The sequence below is a fragment of the Cypionkella aquatica genome (assembly GCF_030161095.1).
In the GTDB taxonomy this organism is placed as follows: Bacteria; Pseudomonadota; Alphaproteobacteria; order Rhodobacterales; family Rhodobacteraceae; genus Cypionkella; species Cypionkella aquatica.
The window spans coordinates 148,142-167,004 of the sequence record NZ_BSPP01000005.1 but is presented as its reverse complement, the minus strand read 5'-3'; the positions used below and the strand labels follow the sequence as shown (position 1 = coordinate 167,004).

The window sequence follows — 18,863 nt, the reverse complement described above, 5'->3', positions numbered from 1 at the left end:
GGACAGCTATCATTTTCGCGTGTAGGGCGTCGGGTTGGGGTGAGAAACTTGTTCAGTTTCCACAACCGTGTGGCGCTCGTTTCCGGCGCGGGCAGCCCCGACGGAATTGGCCGCACCGTCAACATTGAATCTATCACCGGGCCCTTGGTGGGCATCGACGGCACGTCAGCCTGTGCGACGGCGAAACCCGCGATCAGCGCCATGGCACGCGCGGTCGCACTGGAATCTGGGCGCGATGGTATCACTTGTAATGCTGTGCAACCGGGCCGGATCGCCACCGCGTGATAGGGCGAAGCAGAACTGCAGGCGCGCTTTCTCTCCGGTCAGAGTCCGCAGCCTAGGTCAGCGGCACGATGCTGGTGGTCGATGGTGACACTGCGCTGACCGAGATGACGGGCGGGTTCTAGGTAAAAGCGCGGCCCCGCAACAGGGCCGCGCTTGCGGGTTTATTGATCTTTGTAGTTTACCGACTTCTTATCGCTATCCGGTGCCGACTTGGTCCGGCGCACGATCAGTTTGTTCAGGGCGTTCACATAGGCTTTCACGCTGGCCACGACCGTATCAGTATCCGCCGAGGCCCCGGTGACGATGCGGCCTTCTTCTTCCATCCGCACCGAAACCGTTGCCTGCGCGTCGGTGCCTTCGGTCACTGCTTGCACTTGATACAGTTGCAGCCGCGCGCTGTGCGGGAACAGCATTTTCACCGCATTGAACGCGGCATCCACCGGGCCATCTCCCGTGGCGTCAACCGAGTGGTCCACGCCTTCAATGGTCAGGGTCAATTCCGCCTCGCGCGGGCCTTCGGTGCCGCAGACGACGCGCAGACGTTTCACCTGAATGGTGTCATGCGCGTCATTGGTGGCCTCATCCGCGACGAGGGCGAGCAGGTCTTCGTCATAGACCTCTTTCTTGCTGTCGGCCAAAGCCTTGAAGCGCACGAACACGTCGTTCAACTGGTTGTCGGCCAATTCATAGCCGAGTTCCTTCAACTTGGCCCGCAACGCCGCGCGGCCCGAATGTTTGCCCATCGAGATGTTATGCGCGGTCAGGCCGATGTCAGCGGGGCGCATGATCTCAAAAGTTTCAATGTTTTTCAGCACGCCATCCTGATGGATACCGCTTTCGTGCAGGAAGGCGTTCTTGCCGACGATGGCTTTGTTGAACTGCACCGCAAAGCCCGACACGCTCGAGACCCGGCGCGACAGGTTCATGATCTTGGTGGTGTCGATCCCTGTGCGATAGGGCATGATGTCATTCCTGACCCTCAAAGCCATCACGACCTCTTCCAAGGCAGTATTGCCCGCACGTTCGCCCAGACCGTTGATGGTACATTCGATCTGACGCGCGCCCGCCTCAACAGCGGCAAGGGAGTTCGCCGTCGCCATGCCCAGATCGTTGTGGCAATGGGTGGCGAAAATCACTTGGTCCGCCCCCGGCACGCGTTCCAGCAACATGCGGATCAAATCAGCGGATTCGCGGGGCGCGGTGTAGCCGACGGTATCGGGGATGTTGATGGTGCTGGCTCCGGCTTTGATCGCGATTTCGACCACGCGGCAGAGGTAATCATGTTCCGTCCGCGTCGCATCCATCGCCGACCATTGCACGTTGTCGCACAGGTTGCGGGCATGGGTGACGGTGTCGTGGATGCGGGTGGCCATCTCGTCCATATTCAGTTTCGGAATGGCGCGGTGCAGCGGCGAGGTGCCGATGAAAGTGTGGATGCGCGGCGAGGGCGCGAATTTCACCGCCTCCCAGCAGCGGTCGATGTCTTTGTAGTTGGCGCGGGCGAGGCCGCAGATGGTGGAGTTTTTCGAGCGCTTCGAGATCTCAGTCACCGCCGCGAAATCGCCTTCGGAGGCGATGGGAAAGCCCGCCTCAATCACATCGACGCCCATTTCATCCAGCAAGCTGGCAATTTCCAGCTTTTCATCGTGGGTCATGGTGGCGCCCGGCGATTGCTCGCCGTCGCGCAGGGTGGTGTCGAAGATCACGACTTTGGGTTGGGCTTGCGCGGTTGCGGCGCGGGTTTGCGCTTGAGTGTCGGTCATGGCGAGTTCCTTGGATTTTGTTGCTACTTGCTTTGGGCGCTGATCACTTCCGAGCGGTCGCACCCAAGGGCACGCTCAGAAGCGGGTAAGAAGCAGCAGGCCACGGGAAAGCGGCGCGCCGGAAATGGGCGCGGCGTGGGTCGAGGCAATGATGGTTTCCCGTGTCATGGCGGCGACTATACGGCGGATTTGTTGGAAGGGAAGGGGGGTGTGATGAAAAAGTGGTGCCGCCGCTTGGGCCCATCGAGGGCCCAGCGGCGGCGCTGCCGGGATATGGATTGCGGGCCATGGCGCGGCTTGGGGAGGGGGGACGCTCCGCGCGGAGTATTTTGAAAAGAGCAAATCATCGCTGTTGGGGCTGTGGCGGCCGTGGGTTTGGGCGGGGGGTTTGGGTTTGTCCACGCGTGGAAAAACTTGGAAATCCATTTATTTCAATGGGTTGATTTTTCTGATTCCTATTTCGTTAACCTGATGCGGGCAAGGATGGCGCGCGCTTTGAGTTTTGTGGGTGCAATGCGTTGTGTCGGTCTGGGCTTGGGTCTGATGGGTATTTTGGGGTGCGCCGTGGCCGGGCGTGGATTGCGTGCTAGCTGTGCGGCTTGCGGCGGGGTGTGATGGGGGCATGTGATGCGGGCGTTGGTGATTGGGGCTTCGGGCGGAATTGGCGCGGCGGTGGCGGCGGCTTGGGCTGCGCGCTGTGAGGTGGTGGGGCTGTCGCGTGCGGGCGATGGGCTGGATGTGACGGATGAGGCGGCGGTGGCCGCAGCGCTGGGGCGTCTGTCAGGGCAGTTTGATCGGGTGTTGATTGCCACCGGGGCTTTGGGCGTGCCGGAAAAATCGCTGAAAGTGCTGACGGCACAGGCGATGTTGGCGCAGTTTGCGGTCAATGCGGTGGGCCCTGCCTTGGTGCTGAAACATCTGCTGCCGCTGCTGCCCCGTGATCGTGCGGTGCGGGTCGGGGTGCTGTCGGCACGGGTGGGCTCGATCGGCGATAATGCCTTGGGTGGGTGGTACAGCTACCGTGCGGCAAAGGCGGCGCTGAACCAGATCGTGCATACGGCGGCCATCGAGCTTGCGCGCAGCCATCCTTTGGCAGTGTTGGCGGCGCTGCATCCCGGCACTGTAGCCACTGATTTTACCGCAGGCTATCCGGGAACAAAGGACGCGCCCGCTGTGGCGGCAGACCGGTTGATCACGGTGCTGGAAGCGCTTTCGCCTGCACAATCGGGTGGGTTTTATGATTATGCGGGCAAGGCTGTGGTGTGGTGATCGCGGCTTGAGCCAAGCAGGCCGCAATCACGCTCGGCGTTATGGATTGCTCGGTGCCACAGTCTCGCCTGCACCCTCTGCCGGAGCGGTTGGCGCTGCCGGAGCGGCAGGGCTTGCGGGGGCCACGGGTTGTGCCGCTGGGGCAGGCGTGCCCGCAGGCAAGGGTCCGGTCAACACGCCCGCCTTCCAGATGCCTTCTGAAATCTCGCCGCCCTTATAGGTCAGCTTGCCCGCGCCTTCGCGTTTGCCCGCAATAAAGCCGCCGGAATAGCTGTCGCCCGACGGATAGGTGGCGCTGCCCTGACCCTGCATCGCCCCGGCCAGCCAATCGCCCGTGTAGCTGAAGCCATCGGGTTGCGTCAAACTGCCCTTGCCATCGCGCAAACCGGCTTTGAAATTGCCCTTGTAGACGGTGCCATCGGCCCATGTCGCGGTGCCGACGCCTTCGCGCACCCCGGCCTTCCACCCGCCTTCATAGCGAAAGCCATCGGCAAAGGTCATGGTGCCGATGCCATCGGGCTTTTCGCCAACCAAGGCCCCGGTATAGGTCGAGCCATTGGCATAGGTGGCGGTGCCTTGGCCGGTGATCGCGCCTTTCAGCCAATCGCCGTCATAGCTGGAGCCGTCGGCATAGGTGATCTTGCCCTTGCCATCCGGCTGATCGGCGGTAAAGCCGCCCTGATAGCTGGATTTGTCCGCATAGATCATCACGCCCTGACCCTGCATCTGGCCGGCCACCCAGTCGCCGACATAGCTGCTGCCATCCTTGGCGGTGAAATTGCCTTTGCCGTCGCGTTTGTCGGCCTTGAAGCCGCCTTTATAGACATCGCCGTTGGCATAGGTCTCGGTGCCCTTGCCAACCCGCAGGCCATCGACGAAATCGCCCTCATAGACATCGCCATTCGGCTGGGTCAGTTTGCCCAAACCGTTGATCTGCCCCGATTTCCATGCCCCGACATAGACCAGCTTGTTGGGCATGGTCAGCGTGCCTGTGCCCTGACGCGCGCCTTTCACCAAAGTGCCGGTGTAGGTGGTGCCATCGGGATAGCGGATCACGCCCTCGCCCTGCTTTTCGCCCATCTGCCAATGCCCGGCATAGCTGTAGCCATTGGCATCGGTCAGCTTGCCGGTGCCGTCATGTTTGCCATCGCTGAAAGCGCCGACATAGACCGAGCCATTGGCATAGGTGGCCCGGCCTTGCCCGGTCATCTTGCCGCCGCGCCAGTCGCCCTCATAGGTGCCACCGTCGGCAAAGGTGATCTTGCCCTTGCCCTCGGGTTTGCCCGCCGCAAAGCGCCCTTCATAGACCGAGCCATTGGGATAGCGGGCGATGCCAGTGCCACGGATTTCACCGCTGACCCATTCGCCGCTGTATTCATAGCCGTTTGGCAGTTTGTAGGTGCCGGTGCCATCTTGCAGGCCGTTGACAAAGGTGCCCTCATAGACAGAGCCATCGTCATATTGCTTGCTGATCACCTCGCCCTGAGCTTGAGCTGTGGCCGCCGTTGCCATTGCCATCAAGATCACCGCTGCCAAGCCTGTTTTCCGCATCGCACTCACCCTTGCTGTCGCGCCGCACCCTAGACCTGTGGGTGGCCTGCTGACAAGCCATGCGCCCGCGTGGATCGGCAAAGCTTGGCCCAGTTGGCCTTTCGCTTGGCCGCGAACCTGCTAGAACCGCAAATATCCTAACCCGGAGCATATGATGGCCGCGACTTTCCGCCTGACCTTGGCCCAGCTGAACCCGACACTGGGCGCGATAGAGGCGAATTGCGCGCTGGCTTATGACGCTTGGGTGCAGGGCCGTGCTGCAGGCGCGCAGATGGTGGCGCTGACCGAAATGTTCGTAACCGGCTATCAGACGCAGGATCTGGTGCTGAAACCGGGCTTTGTCGCGGATGCGGTGCAGGCGGTCGAGGCTTTGGCCGCGCGGATCGTGGATGGCCCGGCGCTGGGGGTGGGGGCGCCCTGCCTGCGCGATGGCTTGCTGTATAACGCCTATTACATCCTTGAACACGGGCGCATTGCCGCAACCGTGCTGAAGCACGAATTGCCCAACAGTGATGTGTTCGATGAAAAGCGGGTGTTTGCATCAGCTGCACCGCAGGGGCCGTATCGGGTCGGGCCGCTGCGCATTGGCTCGCCGATTTGTGAAGACGCTTGGCACGCCGAGGTGTGCGAGACTTTGGCCGAGACTGGTGCACAGATTTTGCTGGTGCCGAATGGCTCGCCCTATCATCGCGGCAAGCCATCGGTGCGCACCAATCTGATGGTGGCGCGGGTGGTCGAGACCGGGTTGCCGCTGGTGTATCTGAACATGATCGGCGGGCAGGATGATCAGGTGTTTGACGGGGCGTCCTTCGTGCTGAACCCCGGCGGCGCGCTGATGGCGCAACTGCCGCAATTTGACGCCTGTGTGACGCATATTGATTTTCATGAGACACCAGAGGGATGGCGCGCGCTTCCCGGTATCATGGAAAAGATGCCGATGTCGTATGAGGCCGATTACCGCGCCATGGTGATGTCGCTGAAGGATTATCTGGGCAAGACCGGCTTCAAAAAAGTGCTGCTGGGGCTGTCGGGCGGCATTGATTCCGCGATTGTCGCCGCGATTGCTGCCGATGCGATTGGGCCAGAAAACGTGCGCTGCGTGATGCTGCCGTCGCGCTATACGTCGCAACACTCGCTGGATGATGCAACGCAGGTTGCCGCAGCTTTGGGTTGTCGGCTGGATACGGTGGCGATCACCGGGCCGCAGGATGCGGTGGGCGCAGCGCTGGGCGATCTGTTCGCAGGCACCGCACCGGGGCTCACCGAGGAGAACATCCAATCCCGCCTGCGCGGCGTGCTGTTGATGGCGATGTCGAACAAATTTGGCGAGATGCTGCTGACCACCGGCAACAAATCCGAAGTTGCTGTCGGCTATTGCACGATCTATGGCGATATGAACGGCGGCTATAACCCGCTGAAAGACCTGTATAAAACCCGCGTGTTTGAAACCTGCCGCTGGCGCAACAGCAATCACTGCGCCTGGATGCTGGCCCCCGCAGGCGAGGTGATCCCGCCGCGTGTCATCGACAAGCCACCAAGCGCCGAATTGCGCCCCGATCAAAAAGACGAAGACAGCCTGCCGCCCTATCCGGTGCTGGACGCGATCCTTGAAGGCCTGATTGACCAAGACCTCTCTGTGGCCGAACTGGTCGCCAAAGGCTTTGATCGATCCACGGTGAAAAAGGTCGAACATCTGGTTTACATCAGCGAATACAAACGCTTCCAATCCGCCCCCGGCACCCGCCTGACCAAACGCGCCTTCGCCGGAGACCGCCGCTATCCAATCGCCAACCGCTGGCGCGATCCCAGCTGATGCCGCTGTACGCCCTTGCCGCCGCACTGGAAATTGCCGGCTGCTTTGCGGTGTTCAGTTGGTGGCGCGGCGCGTCCGTGCTTTGGCTGCTCCCCGCTGCGCTGGCTTTGGCGGGGTTTGCCTATTTGCTGGCGCTGGCCCCCAGCACCTACGCTGGGCGCTCTTATGCGGCCTATGGCGGGGTTTATATTGCGGCCTCGTTGTTGTGGCTGTGGCTGGTTGAGGGCAGCCGCCCGGATTGGGCCGACCTTTCCGGCGCAGCGCTTGCCTTGGCTGGTGCGGCGCTGATCCTGTTTGCGCCGCGCGGCTGATGCCACTCGTCTAAGGCCCCCCGTCTAAGCTCCAGTGCGTAACAGCCGGGGCCGCTTGGAACTGCTCTTTTTGAAATACTCCCACCGGAGGCATCCCATGGCCCATGCAGGATGCCTCCGGCGGGAGTATTTGTGCCAATGTGAAATACCCAAAGCGGGCTTGGCGCGCTTTGCCGCTCTGCGCGAATGACCGTTGCAGATTAACCGTGCAGATTATTCGATAATCTCGATAGTGTTCTGAAAGCTGCCCGATTTTTCAGAATTCTTGTCCCGCAGCGTGGTTTCCAGCACATAGCGGCCCGGCGCGATGCCATCCAAAGTATAGGTCAGATTGGCCTGAAACTCGCGCAGCTTGTGCCGCGAGGTCAGTGCCATATCCGCGACCGATGGGATCTCGCCCAGAACCTCGCCAGCCTCGGTCATCACCTTCAGATCAACGGCAAAACCAATGGTATAGAGCCCATCCCCGCCCGATCCGTAGCCATAGCCGAAAGGCTCGGCATAGATCAGAATCGGCGTGCCGACCTTGTATTTCTCATCCGCGCGCGGGTTGTAGATGCCAATGCCCGCGGCGGGTTCCGTGACCAGAACCGCCTCGCGGATGCCGATGGCGGTGTTGGCTTCCCACACGGTCGTCATCAGCGCATCGGCGGCATCCATCGCGCCGGTATTGTCCTGCGCCGCCATCAGGCTTTCAATCTCGGTGGCCTTATCGACGATCGGACCCGCAAGCGCCGCCAGTGCAAAACTGCTGGCAACAACGGCAAGAGCAAAGGTTTTCAACATCAGGAAACTCCGTAAGGCTTGATAAAATCATCGCTTGCTGGCGGCATGATAGAAAGGTTTTCGCGCGCTGTCCAAGTGACAAGCAGGGGGAAACCGCAAGCGCTATTCCCACCAGCGATCAATCGCAGCAATTTCGGCATCGCTCCAGCCGAAATGATGCGCGAGCTCATGCACCAGCACATGCGTCACCAGTTCGGCCAAAGTTACGGTGCCGCGCTCGATCCATTCATCCAGGATCGGGCGGCGGAACAGCCAGATCATGTCGGGCTGCAGCACCTGATCGGCCACCGATTTTTCGGTCAGCGGAATGCCATCGTAAAGCCCGGTCAGCTCGAACGGGCTTTCGCATCCCAGTTCGGCCAGCATGGCATCACTGGCAAAGTCCTCAATCCGCAGCGCGATCTGCAATGCGGCATCGCGGTAGGGCAGCGGCAGTGCCGCAATCGCCGTATAAGCAAGCGCCTCGATCTGCGCGGCATCAGGAGCGGTGAAACTTGCGGCGGTCTGGGTGTCATGCAGCGTGGTCATGGCGACAGACTAGCTTTGCGCGCCAAAGCTGCAAGGCGATAACTGGACAAACCGCAGCCCATATGACAGGGAAGGGCGGTTGCAGGAGAGCCGCCATGACCGATCGCCCCACTATCACCCGTTTTGCCCCGTCGCCCACCGGATATATCCATGTCGGCAATTTGCGCACGGCGCTGATGAACTATCTGATTGCGGCCAAATCGGGCGGCACGTTCATTCTGCGGTTGGATGACACCGATCAGGAACGCTCCAAACAGGAATATGCGGACGGCATCAAGACCGATCTGGACTGGCTGGGCCTGCATTGGGACCGGGTCGAAAAACAATCGCTGCGCTTTGATCGCTACCACGAAGCAGCCGATCAGCTGCGCGCGGCGGGGCGGTTTTATGAGTGTTTTGAATCGCCGGTCGAGCTGGATCTGAAGCGGAAAAAGCAGCTGAACATGCACAAGCCGCCGGTCTATGACCGCGCCTCGCTGCATCTTTCGGATGAAGACAAGGCCAAGGCGCGGGCCGAGGGCCGTGCGGGATATTGGCGTTTTCTGCTGGATCAACAGCGCATTGAATGGCCTGATGGCATTTTGGGACCGATCTCGATTGATGCCGCTTCGGTGTCTGATCCGGTGCTGATCCGGGCCGATGGCCAGATCCTGTATACCTTCGCCTCGTCGGTGGATGACATTGATATGGGCGTCAGTTTCATCGTGCGCGGCGCGGATCACGTCACCAACACCGCAACGCAAATCCAGATCATGCAGGCGATGGGTGGCACGCCGCCGAACTTCGCGCACCATTCGTTGCTGACCGGGGCTGCTGGCGAAGAGCTGTCGAAACGCCTAGGCACCCTGTCGCTGCGTGACCTGCGCGCGCGCGGGGTAGAGCCAATGGCCCTGCTGTCGCTGATGGCGCGGCTGGGCTCGTCGAAACCGGTCGAGCTGGCCTCGTCGATGCAAGACCTGATCGACGGGTTTGACATCGGCAGCTTTGGTGCGTCGCCGACGAAATTCGACGCGGAAGATTTGTTCCCGCTGACCCGCGCGCATGTTCAATCGCTGCCTTTGGTCAATGTGGCCGAAAAAATCGCAAGCCTCGGGGTGCCCGCCGACAAGGCCGAGGCATTCTGGAACGTCGCCAAAGCCAATATCACCGTTCTGGCCGATCTCGAAGGCTGGTGGGTGCTGTTCCGCGATGGGGCGACGCCGCTGGTCGATGACGAAGATCGCGAATTTGTCGCCCAAGCCTTTGATTTGCTGCCCGAAGGTCCGTGGACAACCGCGACGTGGGGCGAATGGACCTCGGCTGTCAAAGACGCAACCGGGCGCAAGGGCAAAACTCTGTTCCGCCCGCTGCGCCGTGCCATCACGGGGCTGGATGCAGGGCCAGAGATGGCCGATGTGATGCCTTTGCTGCAAAAACGCCCAAGCCTCTAATGCTTTCACATTGGCTTAAATAATCTGGGGGTCCGGGGGCTAGCCCCCGGCCTTGGCCTGCTCAGCGCGCCAGCGCCAGCCATCCCGCAATTTCGGCCAGTTGCTGCATCGCGCCCAGAACATCCCCGCTTTGCCCGCCAATCTGGCGCAACGCGATGCGGGCGAAGGCAAATTGCACCACGATCTGAGCACCCAGTATCAAACCAGCCGTCTGCGGCCCAAGCAAGGCCCCCAGCGCCACAGCGGCCAAAACCAGACCGACCAAAGCGCGGATTAAACTCGTCCCCGCCGCCGATTTGCCCATCCCATCCGCCCGCGCCGCTGGCATCCATAGCAGCGCAAAGGCCATCCCGGCACGACTGGAAATTGCCAGCGCGATCAAGACGATAACGGCCAGTTTCGGGCTGTGCGCCGCCAGCAGCGCCGCCCCTTGCCAGCGCAACCCCAGCGACAGGATCAGCGCCAGCCCGCCATAGCTGCCGATCCGGCTGTCGCGCATGATCTCCAGCTTGCGCGCACGGTCGCGCCCGCCGCCAAAGCCATCGGCACAATCGGCGAGGCCGTCTTCATGCAGCCCGCCCGTGGCCAGAAGGCCTGCCGCCAAAGCCAGCCCAGCTGCCAGCGCCGGGGCAACCCCAACCGCCAGCGCCGCCCACAAAACCACCGCCGAAATGCCACCCACCAGCGCGCCCGCCACCGGAAACGCCCAAGCGGCCGCGCCAATCGGCGGGGCTTTGGCCATGCGTCCGGCGGGCAAGCGGGTCAGCAGCATCACCGCCAGCTGCACCTCGGCCAGACGAGCGCGGGCGGGGGTCATGCCCCCGAGGCTTCCGATTCAGACACGCCCGCTTCGCCAAAGGTCGCCATTCCGTTGTGACACTCCAACGCCGCGCGCAGGATGCCCAAGGCCAAAGCGGCACCCGAGCCTTCGCCAAGCCGCATGTCAAAATTCAGCACCGCGCGTTTGTTCAGGCTGGCCAGCAGCTTGCGATGCCCCGGCTCGGCGCTGCAATGGCCGACAAGGCAGTGATCCAGCAGGGCAGGATCCGCCGCATAAAGCGCAGAGGCCGCCGCCGTGCAGATAAAGCCATCCAGAATAACCGGGATCCGCGCCGCCCGTGCCGCCAGTACCGCGCCGCAAATCGCCGCCTGTTCGCGTCCGCCCAAAGCCGCCAGAACGCCCATTGCCGAAAGCCCATCGTGCCGCGCAAGGCCCTTTTCAATCGCGGCGATCTTGCGCTTGATGCCGTCACTGTCCGCGCCTGTGCCCGGCCCGACCCAATCCGCCACCGCACCGCCAAACAACGCCGAGGTCATCGCCGCCGCCACGGTGGAGTTGCCAATCCCCATCTCACCCAAAATCAGCACATCCGCCGCCACATCCACCGCATCCGCGCCGGTCTGCATCGCGGCCAAAGTCTCAGCCTCGGTCATTGCGGGGCCTGCGGTGAAATCAGCGGTGGGGCGGTCCAATTCCAAGGCTACCACCGACAGATCAGCACCATTGGCGCGGCACAGTTGGTTGATCGCAGCCCCCCCGGCCTGAAAATTGCCGACCATCTGCGCCGTCACTTCCTGCGGATACGGGTTGACGCCTTGTGCGCAAATCCCGTGATTTCCTGCAAAGACAATGGCTTGTGCTTTGGTGATTGTCGGTTGCGCCAACCCGCGCCAGCTTGCCATAAACAGCGCCAACTCTTCCAGCCGCCCCAGTGAGCCCAGCGGCTTTGTCAGGCGGTTTTGTCGCGCAAAGGCGGCGTCAGAGGCAGCTTGATCCGCTTGCGGCAAGGTTTTCGCCAGATCAGCAATGGCGGAAAGCGCAGTAAATTTCATCATTTCACCTTCATTGGCAGGCCCGAGACGGCGAAGATCACCTCATCGGCTTCGGCTGCGATCCATTGGTTCAGGGTGCCTGCCGCATCGCGAAACGCGCGAGCCAAGGCATTTTCCGGCACGATCCCCATGCCGACTTCATTGCTGACAAACACCACCGGGCTGGATTGACGCGGCAAAGCGGCCCGCAATTCCTGCCCGGCTGCGCGCCAATCGTGATTGCCCAACATCAGATTGGTCAGCCACAGTGTCAGACAATCGACCAGACGCGGGCCTTTGCCATCGGTGGCGGCCAGCGCGCCCATCACATCCAAAGGGGCGGCATGGGTGATCCATTCGGGGCCGCGCCGGGCCTGATGCTCGGCAATGCGGGCGCGCATTTCATCATCCCAAGCCTCGGCTGTGGCGATGTAATGCGCGGGCTGGCCCATCTGCAGGGTCATGCCTTCGGCGATCCGGCTTTTGCCAGAGCGCGCGCCGCCCGTGATCAGAATGGTTTTGTGCATAACGCCCCTTGCCCCTTGGCCGATGTCAAAGCAGAAACAGGGCCAGCGCGAAAGGAGAAATGCGACCGTGCCCGCCAATGCCCCGACAGACAGCCCTGATCCTGCGACCGAACTGCTGCTGATCCGTCATGCTCCGGCTGTCACCGAGGGTCGCATGGCAGGACGCCGCGATGTCGCCGCCGATTGCAGCAATGCTTTGGCCTTTGCCGCGTTGCGTGGTGCGATCGGGCAGGCGGATCATATCCTGATCAGCCCGGCACTGCGCTGTGTGCAGACCGCCGCAACCCTGTGGCCCGATGCCAGTCCGGTGCAAGACCCCCGGTTGTGGGAGCAGGATTTCGGCGCATGGGAGGGCGTTCCCTACAGCGATCTGCCCGACCTTGGGCCGCTGTCCCCTGCTGATCTGGCAGCGCATCGCCCGCCGCAGGGTGAAAGTTTCCTCGACCTTTCGGCGCGTTGCACGCCTGCGTTGCAAGACGCCATAAAGTTGGGCGGCCGCGTGGTGATCGTCGCCCATGCCGGGGTGATCCGCGCGGCTTTGGGGCTGGCTTTGGCGGCACCCGAACAGGGGCTGCGCTTCCAAATCGCGCCTGTGTCGCTGACCAGTCTCATCGCTCTGCCGGGTGGGGCGTTTTCCATCGCAGGCGTCAACCGGATGCGGCGATGATCCCGCGCAGTGTCCGCATCGCAGGCCATTTTGGCGAGCTGTTGCAGGGCCGCATTGGCCGCAATGGCCCGCTGGCCCTGCTGACATTGCCCTGCGCGATCTTGGGCGTCAGCGCGACTTTGACTGCGGGGCAGGGCCTGACGCTGACCGATGCCAGCGCGCCGATCATGCCGCGCGCGCGTGCCGATACCCTGCTGAACCTGTTGAAGCTTTCGCTGCAAGGGACGCTAGATTTCCAAGCCGAAATGCCCCCCGGCGGTGGTGCTGGCGTCTCAACCGCCGCATTGGTGGCCTTGGCACATCTGGCAGGCTGGCAGGGCGATCCGATGGATCTGGCCCGCGCCTGCATCGCAGTGGAAGGCGCGTCTGACCCGTTGATGCTGCCCAACCCGGCGCAAACTTTGTGGGCCTCGCGGCAGGGCGAGATCGTCGCCACCCTGCCACCGCCCCCAGTGATGGAGGTGATTGGTGGCTTTTATGGCCCGCCCCGCCGCACCGACCCGAGTGACACAGATTTCCCAGACATCGCCGATCTGGTCCCGCAGTGGCACGCTGCCGCCAGTGCGGGCGATCTCACCAAAGCCGCAGCCCTGTCGAGCCTTTCCGCCCAACGCACCCTGACGCATCGTGCGGCGCAAACCGATCCCACCGCGTCGCTGGCGGTCGATCTTGGCGCTTTGGGCTATGTCATTGCCCATACAGGGGCCGCGCGCGGGCTGATCTTCGCGCCGGGCAAGGTGCCACCAGACGCCGCCGCCGCCCTGCACGCCGCAGGCTTTCGCGGCGTGGTGCAGTTTCATGCCGGAGGGGGCAGATGAGTTTTGCCGCAATGATGCTGGTCGCCATGGCCCTCGATGCCGCAATTGGTTGGCCCTCCCAGCTTTACGCGGTGATCGGCCATCCGGTGACATGGATCGGCGCGCTGATCCGCTGGCTCGACATCCGCCTGAACCACGACGCAGCCCCCGACCCAGCCCGCCGCATTGCCGGAGTTGCCACCGCCCTGATTGTGGTCGGCCTTACCACCGCCGCAACCTGCGCCCTGCAAAACCTGCTGCCCGCGGGCTGGTTGGGCATCCTGATCGGCGGCATCCTCGCTTGGCCCTTCCTTGCGCTGCGGTCCATGTACACCCATGTGGCCGCCGTGGTTTCTCCGTTGCAAGTCAACGACCTGCTCAAAGCCCGCTTTGAGGTCTCGATGATCGTTGGCCGCAATACGGCGGTGCTGGATCAGGCAGGCGTCGCCCGTGCCGCGATGGAATCGCTTGCCGAGAACACGTCGGATGGCATCGTTGCACCTCTGTTCTGGGGCGCGATCTTTGGGCTGCCCGGCATCGCCGCTTACAAGGCGATCAACACGCTGGACTCGATGATCGGCCACCGCACGCCGCGCTTTAACGCCTTTGGCTGGGCCTCGGCCCGCATTGATGATCTGGTCAATCTGATTCCCGCGCGGCTGACCGGGCTGGTGTTCGCGGCTGTCTCAACCGCCCCCAGCCGCGCGTTGCAGGTGATGTGGCGCGACGCGGGACTACACCGCTCGCCCAACGCAGGCTGGCCCGAGGCCGCGATGGCCGCAGGCCTTGGCGTGCGGCTTTCCGGCCCGCGCGTCTATGAAGGCCATATCGCGGACGAGCCTTGGGTCAACGCAGGTGCCCCCGATCCAAACGCCGCCGATCTGCAACGGGGTCTTGCGCTTTATCTGCGCGCGATGTTTGTGCTGGGCGCAGCGCTGCTGGCTTTGGCGCTGGTCTGAGGGGGCAGATGCGCGATCATGGCGGAAATATAGACGGCGCAATCGCCCGCTTTGGCGGCAAGGATTGGATTGACCTTTCCACGGGGATCAACCGGGTGGCCTATCCGGTGCCGCCCTTGCAGCCCGAAGATTGGACCATGCTGCCGACCCAAACCGCCAAGCAAGCGCTGCTGGATGTCGCCGCGAAAACCTATCATTGCACCGCCCCGATGCTGGCCGTAGCAGGCGCGCAGGCGGCGATCCAGATGATCCCGCATCTGGCCAAACCGGGCCGCGCCCGCGTGTTGGGGCCGACCTATAACGAGCATGCCGCCAGCCTGCGCGCGGCAGGCTGGAAAGTGGAACAGGTCAGCCAGTTCGGCCAACTCGCAGGCGCCGATCTGGCGATTGTGGTTAACCCAAACAACCCCGATGGCCGCAGCTATGCCCCCGCCGATCTGCTGGCTTTGGCAGGGCAGGTCGGGCGGTTGGTGGTCGATGAAAGCTTCGCCGACGCCCAGCCCGCGCTGTCACTTGCGCCGCAAGCGGGGCAACCCGGCCTGCTGATCCTACGCTCCTTCGGCAAATTCTACGGCCTCGCCGGGGTCAGATTAGGCTTTGTGATTGGCTGCACCGAAGACATCCGCGCGCTGGCCGAGATGTCCGGTCCTTGGCCCGTCAACGGCGCTGCCTTGCGGATTGGCGCAGTCGCTCTGGCAGATACCGCTTGGGCCGAAGCCACCGTGCGGCGGCTGCAAACCGAGGCTGCAGAGCTTGACGCGATGGCCGCGCGTTTGGGGTGGCAACTGGTCGGTGGCTGCGAATTGTTCCGCAGCTATGAAACGCCAGATGCAGAATCCGCACAAATCCGGCTAGCAAAGCAGCAGATATGGAGCAGGATCTTTCCCTATTCGAACCGTTGGCTGCGATTGGGCCTGCCGGGAAGCCCCGACGAATGGGCGCGGCTTGGCCGCGCGATGGAGGCGTAATGCAGTTCACCCCAGACGAATCCGCCACCTTGCTCAGTATTCTGCGCTGGCGGCGCGACGTGCGCCACTTCCGCCCGGACCCGGTCGATGAGGCAGCGCTGGAACGCCTGCGGGCAACGATGGATTGTGCGCCCTCGGTTGGCAATGCGCGGCCTTGGCGGGTGATCCGTGTCGACGATACGGACTTGCGCGCGGGCGTCCGCGCCAACTTCAACCGCTGCAACGCCGAGGCCGCCAAACTTTACTCTGGCGACAAGCATGCCGAATATCTGGCGCTGAAACTGGCGGGGCTAGAGATGGCACCAATACAGTTGGCGGTGTTCAACGTGGTTAACCCAGACGCAGGCCACGGCCTTGGCCGCCAAACCCTGCCCGAAACGCTGCGCCAATCTACGGCGATGGCAATCTATACGTTGTGGCTGGCGGCGCGGGCCGAAAATCTGGGTCTGGGCATGGTCTCGATCCTAGAGCCGCATGATATCGAGGCTTTGCTGGATGTGCCGCAGGGCTGGGAATTTGCCGCCTACCTCTGCATCGGCCACCCCGAGTTCATGGATGACACGCCGCTCTTGCACCGCGCGGGCTGGCAGGAAAACACTGAAACCGAATGGCTGCGGCGCTGATATCTGCGCCAAGCCGCCCCGGACATGATCCGGGGCCTCGTGGGGTAAGGTGAGGCCCCGGATCAAGTCCGGGGCGGCGTGGGACTGCGGCGATCACCGCGCCAAGCCGAGCAGACCCGTAACATCAACATGCGCTTCCAGATGCGCGGCCAAGGCGTCAAGCGTCGCATCCACCCCCGCCGCGTAGTTCAGCCCCGACGCGGCAGCGCCGATCTGGCGCAGAAAGCCCGCGCGAAAGGCGTCATTGGAGAACATGCCGTGCAGATAGCTGCCCATCACGCGCCCATCGGCCGAAACGGCGCCCTCGGGGTGGCCATCGACATAGGCAAAGGGCCGGGCGCGGTCGGGGCCGTCGGTGCGGCCAATGTGAATCTCATAGCCCTGCATCGCAAGCCCGGTCGCGGCATGCACGGCCTCGGTGCGGGTCAGGCGCTTGTCGGCGGTCATCTCGGTTTCGACGGCCAGCGCGCCGAGCCCCATGGTCTCCCCCGCCGGGCCTTCGATGCCATCGGGGTCGCGCACGATCTGACCAAGCATCTGATAGCCGCCGCAAATCCCCAACACCCGCCCGCCCCGACGCAGATGTGCGGCAAGATCAACGTCCCAGCCTTGGGCGCGCAGAAAAGCCAGATCGCCCCGGGTGGATTTGCTGCCCGGGATGATCACCAGATCGGTGTCGCCAGCAATCACCTCGCCCGCGCGGATCATCTGCAAACTGACGCCAGCTTCCTGCGCCAAAGGATCAAGATCGTCGAAATTGGCGATGCGCGACAGGGTCAGCGCCGCGATCTTATAGCCCGCGCGCATGGTGCCTTTCGGCAAATCCAGCGCATCCTCGGCGGGCAGTTTGCTGGCGTCCGCAAAAAACGGCACCACGCCAAAGCCGCGCCAGCCGGTGCGGGCCGCGATCAACTGATAGCCATCGTCAAACAACCGCGGATCACCGCGAAACTTGTTGATCAGAAACCCCGCGATCATCGCATTGTCGGCTGGATCCAGCACCGCCTGCGTGCCCACAATCTGCGCAATCACCCCGCCGCGATCAATGTCACCCGTCAGGATCACCGGGCAATCGGCGGCGCGGGCAAAGCCCATATTGGCAATGTCCCCGGCGCGCAGATTGACCTCGGCAGGCGAGCCCGCACCTTCGACGATCACCAGATCATGCTGCACTTTCAAACGGTTAAAACTGTCGAGCACCGGGGCCATCAGGCTGGGCTTCAACGCGGCATAATCGCGCGCGCGCACCGTGGCCACGCGCTTGCCCTGCACCACGACCTGACTGCCTGTCTCGGATTCCGGCTTCAACAACACCGGGTTCATATCGGTGTGCGGCTCCAGCCCGCAGGCCAAAGCCTGCAGCGCCTGCGCACGGCCAATCTCGCCGCCATCCGCCGTCACCGCTGCGTTGTTGGACATGTTCTGCGGCTTGAAGGGGGCGACCGACAGTCCCCGCAGGCGCGCGGCGCGGCACAAACCCGCCACCAACAGCGATTTACCGACATTCGAGCCCGCGCCCTGGATCATCAGGGCCTTCATTGCAGGTCTCCAACGGCGTGTGGGTTGGCAGTTCGGAAGCCTCCGGCGGGAGTATTTTCTTCCAGTATGAAAGCCCCAAATGGGCGCAGCGCCTCAGATCGATTTCGCGCAAGAGGCGCTGCGCTTTCACACTGGGCGGTCATCGGGGCTCCCCCCTGTACCGCCTGATCTTTCTGGCAGAGAAAGGTTAACACTTCGTTGCTTTCATACTGGGAAAAATACTCCGGGGGTTAGCTTGTGTTTTCCAACGGAAAGCACAAGCCGGGGGGCTGGCCCCCAAGCAACGCCTCAACCAGCGCACCGCGTCAAAACTCCACCCCCGGCTGCGCCTTGATGCCGGAGCGGAACGGATGCTTGATCAGCGTCATTTCGGTGACCAAATCGGCGGCCTCGATCAACTCGGGCTTGGCGTTGCGCCCGGTCATCACCACATGGGTCAGCGGGGGCTTTTCGGCGGCCAGAAACGCCAGCACCTCGGCGATGTCGAGATAATCGTAGCGCAGGGCGATGTTGATTTCATCCAGCAACACCAGCCGGTTATCGGGGTCGCGGATCAGCTCTTTCGCCTTCTCCCAGCCCTTTTGCGCCATCGCTATATCGCGGGCGCGGTCTTGGGTTTCCCAGGTGAAACCTTCGCCCATCGCATGAAATTCGCACAGGTCGGGGAAATGCGTCTCGATGATGCGCCGCTCGCCGGTATCCCATGCGCCTTTGATGAATTGCACCACGGCGCAGGGCATCTCATGCGCGATACAGCGCAGAATCATGCCGAATCCGCTAGAGGATTTGCCCTTGCCCGCGCCGGTATGCACGATCAGCAGGCCCTTATCGCCCGCCTTACCCGCCATGATCTTGTCGCGTGCGGCCTTCTTCTTGGCCATTTTCCGCGCGTGGCGGGCGTTTTCGTCACCCAATAGGTCGGTATCAGATGGGGGGGTGATCACGGGAAGCTCTGCGTCGGCCATCGGGTGTTTTCCGTTGCTTGACAAGGGGCGCGGTTGTGCCATGAGGTGGGCTGCGCTGGTTCCTGTTTATGACAGGCGAAGAGGGAATGTGAAAGGGGGCGACCCCGAAAGCTGCCGCCCCCGCGACCGTGACCGGAGAGGTTGCCCGAGGCCACTGGAGCAATCCGGGAAGGCGGGCCGCCGTGGGGGAAGCCCCGGATCCGCAAGCCGGGAGACCTGCCAGCGCATGTGACTGAACGGGCGAACGGGGTGTTTCGCGACCAGCAGGCA

19 protein-coding genes and 1 riboswitch are annotated in these 18,863 nt (G+C 62.8%); of the genes, 10 read left to right on the top strand and 9 right to left on the bottom strand.

Translation table 11 applies throughout. From position 1 onward, the window contains the following. Nucleotides 1–48 precede the first annotated feature (48 nt). Complete coding sequence (locus QQJ98_RS07710) at nt 49–285, top strand: SDR family oxidoreductase (protein WP_284324771.1); 237 nt, start codon at nt 49–51, stop codon at nt 283–285. 161 nt (nt 286–446) lie between these two features. Here the strand turns inward: QQJ98_RS07710 and QQJ98_RS07705 are convergent, their stop codons facing one another. Next, on the bottom strand, nt 447–2,048 hold the full coding sequence (locus tag QQJ98_RS07705) for a 2-isopropylmalate synthase (protein WP_284324770.1): 1,602 nt from the start codon (nt 2,046–2,048) through the stop codon (nt 447–449). A 627-nt stretch (nt 2,049–2,675) separates the two neighbouring features. On the opposite strand from QQJ98_RS07705, the gene QQJ98_RS07700 reads away from it, so the two are divergent. Further along, the gene (locus QQJ98_RS07700; protein ID WP_284324769.1) at nt 2,676–3,317 is read left to right on the top strand and encodes an SDR family NAD(P)-dependent oxidoreductase; all 642 of its coding nucleotides are present in this window, start codon (nt 2,676–2,678) and stop codon (nt 3,315–3,317) included. A gap of 39 nt (nt 3,318–3,356) precedes the next feature. Here the strand turns inward: QQJ98_RS07700 and QQJ98_RS07695 are convergent, their stop codons facing one another. Continuing rightward, complete coding sequence (locus QQJ98_RS07695; protein WP_284324768.1) at nt 3,357–4,868, bottom strand: 2-isopropylmalate synthase; 1,512 nt, start codon at nt 4,866–4,868, stop codon at nt 3,357–3,359. Nucleotides 4,869–5,022: 154 nt separating this feature from the next. Here QQJ98_RS07695 and QQJ98_RS07690 point away from each other — a divergent pair, with 154 nt between their 5' ends. Continuing rightward, complete coding sequence (locus QQJ98_RS07690) at nt 5,023–6,681, top strand: NAD+ synthase (RefSeq protein WP_284324767.1); 1,659 nt, start codon at nt 5,023–5,025, stop codon at nt 6,679–6,681. Continuing rightward, complete coding sequence (locus tag QQJ98_RS07685) at nt 6,681–6,992, top strand: YnfA family protein (protein WP_284324766.1); 312 nt, start codon at nt 6,681–6,683, stop codon at nt 6,990–6,992. Before QQJ98_RS07690 ends, QQJ98_RS07685 begins: the two co-directional genes overlap by 1 nt. Before the next feature lie 213 nt (nt 6,993–7,205). On the opposite strand, the gene QQJ98_RS07680 is transcribed toward QQJ98_RS07685, so the two are convergent. Next, a complete protein-coding gene (locus tag QQJ98_RS07680; protein ID WP_284324765.1) occupies nt 7,206–7,778 on the bottom strand; it encodes a hypothetical protein in 573 nt (190 codons plus the stop codon). A gap of 102 nt (nt 7,779–7,880) precedes the next feature. Beyond that, entirely contained in the window at nt 7,881–8,306 is a 426-nt protein-coding gene (locus QQJ98_RS07675; RefSeq protein ID WP_284324764.1) for a metallopeptidase family protein, read from the bottom strand. Nucleotides 8,307–8,401: 95 nt separating this feature from the next. On the opposite strand from QQJ98_RS07675, the gene gltX reads away from it, so the two are divergent. Next, a complete protein-coding gene (gene gltX / locus QQJ98_RS07670) occupies nt 8,402–9,736 on the top strand; it encodes a glutamate--tRNA ligase (RefSeq protein WP_284324763.1) in 1,335 nt (444 codons plus the stop codon). A gap of 61 nt (nt 9,737–9,797) precedes the next feature. Here the strand turns inward: gltX and QQJ98_RS07665 are convergent, their stop codons facing one another. From QQJ98_RS07665 to cobU, 3 genes are read right to left on the bottom strand one after another with little or no spacing between them, the layout of a single operon-like run. Continuing rightward, nucleotides 9,798–10,553, bottom strand: coding sequence for an adenosylcobinamide-GDP ribazoletransferase (locus QQJ98_RS07665; protein WP_284324762.1), 756 nt, complete (start codon nt 10,551–10,553; stop codon nt 9,798–9,800). Continuing rightward, entirely contained in the window at nt 10,550–11,572 is a 1,023-nt protein-coding gene (gene cobT / locus QQJ98_RS07660) for a nicotinate-nucleotide--dimethylbenzimidazole phosphoribosyltransferase (protein ID WP_284324761.1), read from the bottom strand. Before cobT ends, QQJ98_RS07665 begins: the two co-directional genes overlap by 4 nt. After that, nucleotides 11,569–12,075 (bottom strand): bifunctional adenosylcobinamide kinase/adenosylcobinamide-phosphate guanylyltransferase, encoded by a 507-nt coding sequence (cobU, locus tag QQJ98_RS07655; RefSeq protein WP_284324760.1) that lies wholly within the window; start codon nt 12,073–12,075, stop codon nt 11,569–11,571. The genes cobT and cobU overlap by 4 nt, the downstream gene beginning before the upstream one ends. A 67-nt stretch (nt 12,076–12,142) precedes the next feature. Here cobU and QQJ98_RS07650 point away from each other — a divergent pair, with 67 nt between their 5' ends. The 5 genes from QQJ98_RS07650 to bluB are packed head-to-tail and all read left to right on the top strand — an operon-like array spanning nt 12,143 to nt 16,089. Continuing rightward, on the top strand, nt 12,143–12,742 hold the full coding sequence (locus tag QQJ98_RS07650; protein WP_284324759.1) for a histidine phosphatase family protein: 600 nt from the start codon (nt 12,143–12,145) through the stop codon (nt 12,740–12,742). After that, nucleotides 12,739–13,560 (top strand): propanediol utilization protein, encoded by an 822-nt coding sequence (locus QQJ98_RS07645; protein ID WP_284324758.1) that lies wholly within the window; start codon nt 12,739–12,741, stop codon nt 13,558–13,560. Before QQJ98_RS07650 ends, QQJ98_RS07645 begins: the two co-directional genes overlap by 4 nt. After that, nucleotides 13,557–14,498, top strand: a complete 942-nt coding sequence (cbiB, locus tag QQJ98_RS07640) for an adenosylcobinamide-phosphate synthase CbiB (RefSeq protein ID WP_284324757.1) — start codon at nt 13,557–13,559, stop codon at nt 14,496–14,498. The genes QQJ98_RS07645 and cbiB overlap by 4 nt, the downstream gene beginning before the upstream one ends. Nucleotides 14,499–14,506: 8 nt before the next feature. Next, nucleotides 14,507–15,466, top strand: coding sequence for a threonine-phosphate decarboxylase CobD (gene cobD / locus QQJ98_RS07635; protein ID WP_284324756.1), 960 nt, complete (start codon nt 14,507–14,509; stop codon nt 15,464–15,466). Continuing rightward, nucleotides 15,466–16,089 carry a 5,6-dimethylbenzimidazole synthase gene (gene bluB, locus QQJ98_RS07630; protein WP_284324755.1) on the top strand — a complete coding sequence of 208 codons (624 nt, stop codon included), beginning with the start codon at nt 15,466–15,468 and terminating at the stop codon, nt 16,087–16,089. Before cobD ends, bluB begins: the two co-directional genes overlap by 1 nt. Before the next feature lie 93 nt (nt 16,090–16,182). Here the strand turns inward: bluB and QQJ98_RS07625 are convergent, their stop codons facing one another. Both QQJ98_RS07625 and cobO read right to left on the bottom strand, forming a co-directional pair. Further along, nucleotides 16,183–17,628, bottom strand: a complete 1,446-nt coding sequence (locus QQJ98_RS07625; RefSeq protein ID WP_284324754.1) for a cobyric acid synthase — start codon at nt 17,626–17,628, stop codon at nt 16,183–16,185. 305 nt (nt 17,629–17,933) lie between these two features. After that, on the bottom strand, nt 17,934–18,593 hold the full coding sequence (gene cobO / locus QQJ98_RS07620) for a cob(I)yrinic acid a,c-diamide adenosyltransferase (protein WP_284324753.1): 660 nt from the start codon (nt 18,591–18,593) through the stop codon (nt 17,934–17,936). Nucleotides 18,594–18,632: 39 nt separating this feature from the next. After that, a riboswitch (cobalamin riboswitch) is annotated at nt 18,633–18,831 on the top strand. The last annotated feature ends 32 nt before the right edge of the window (nt 18,832–18,863 follow it).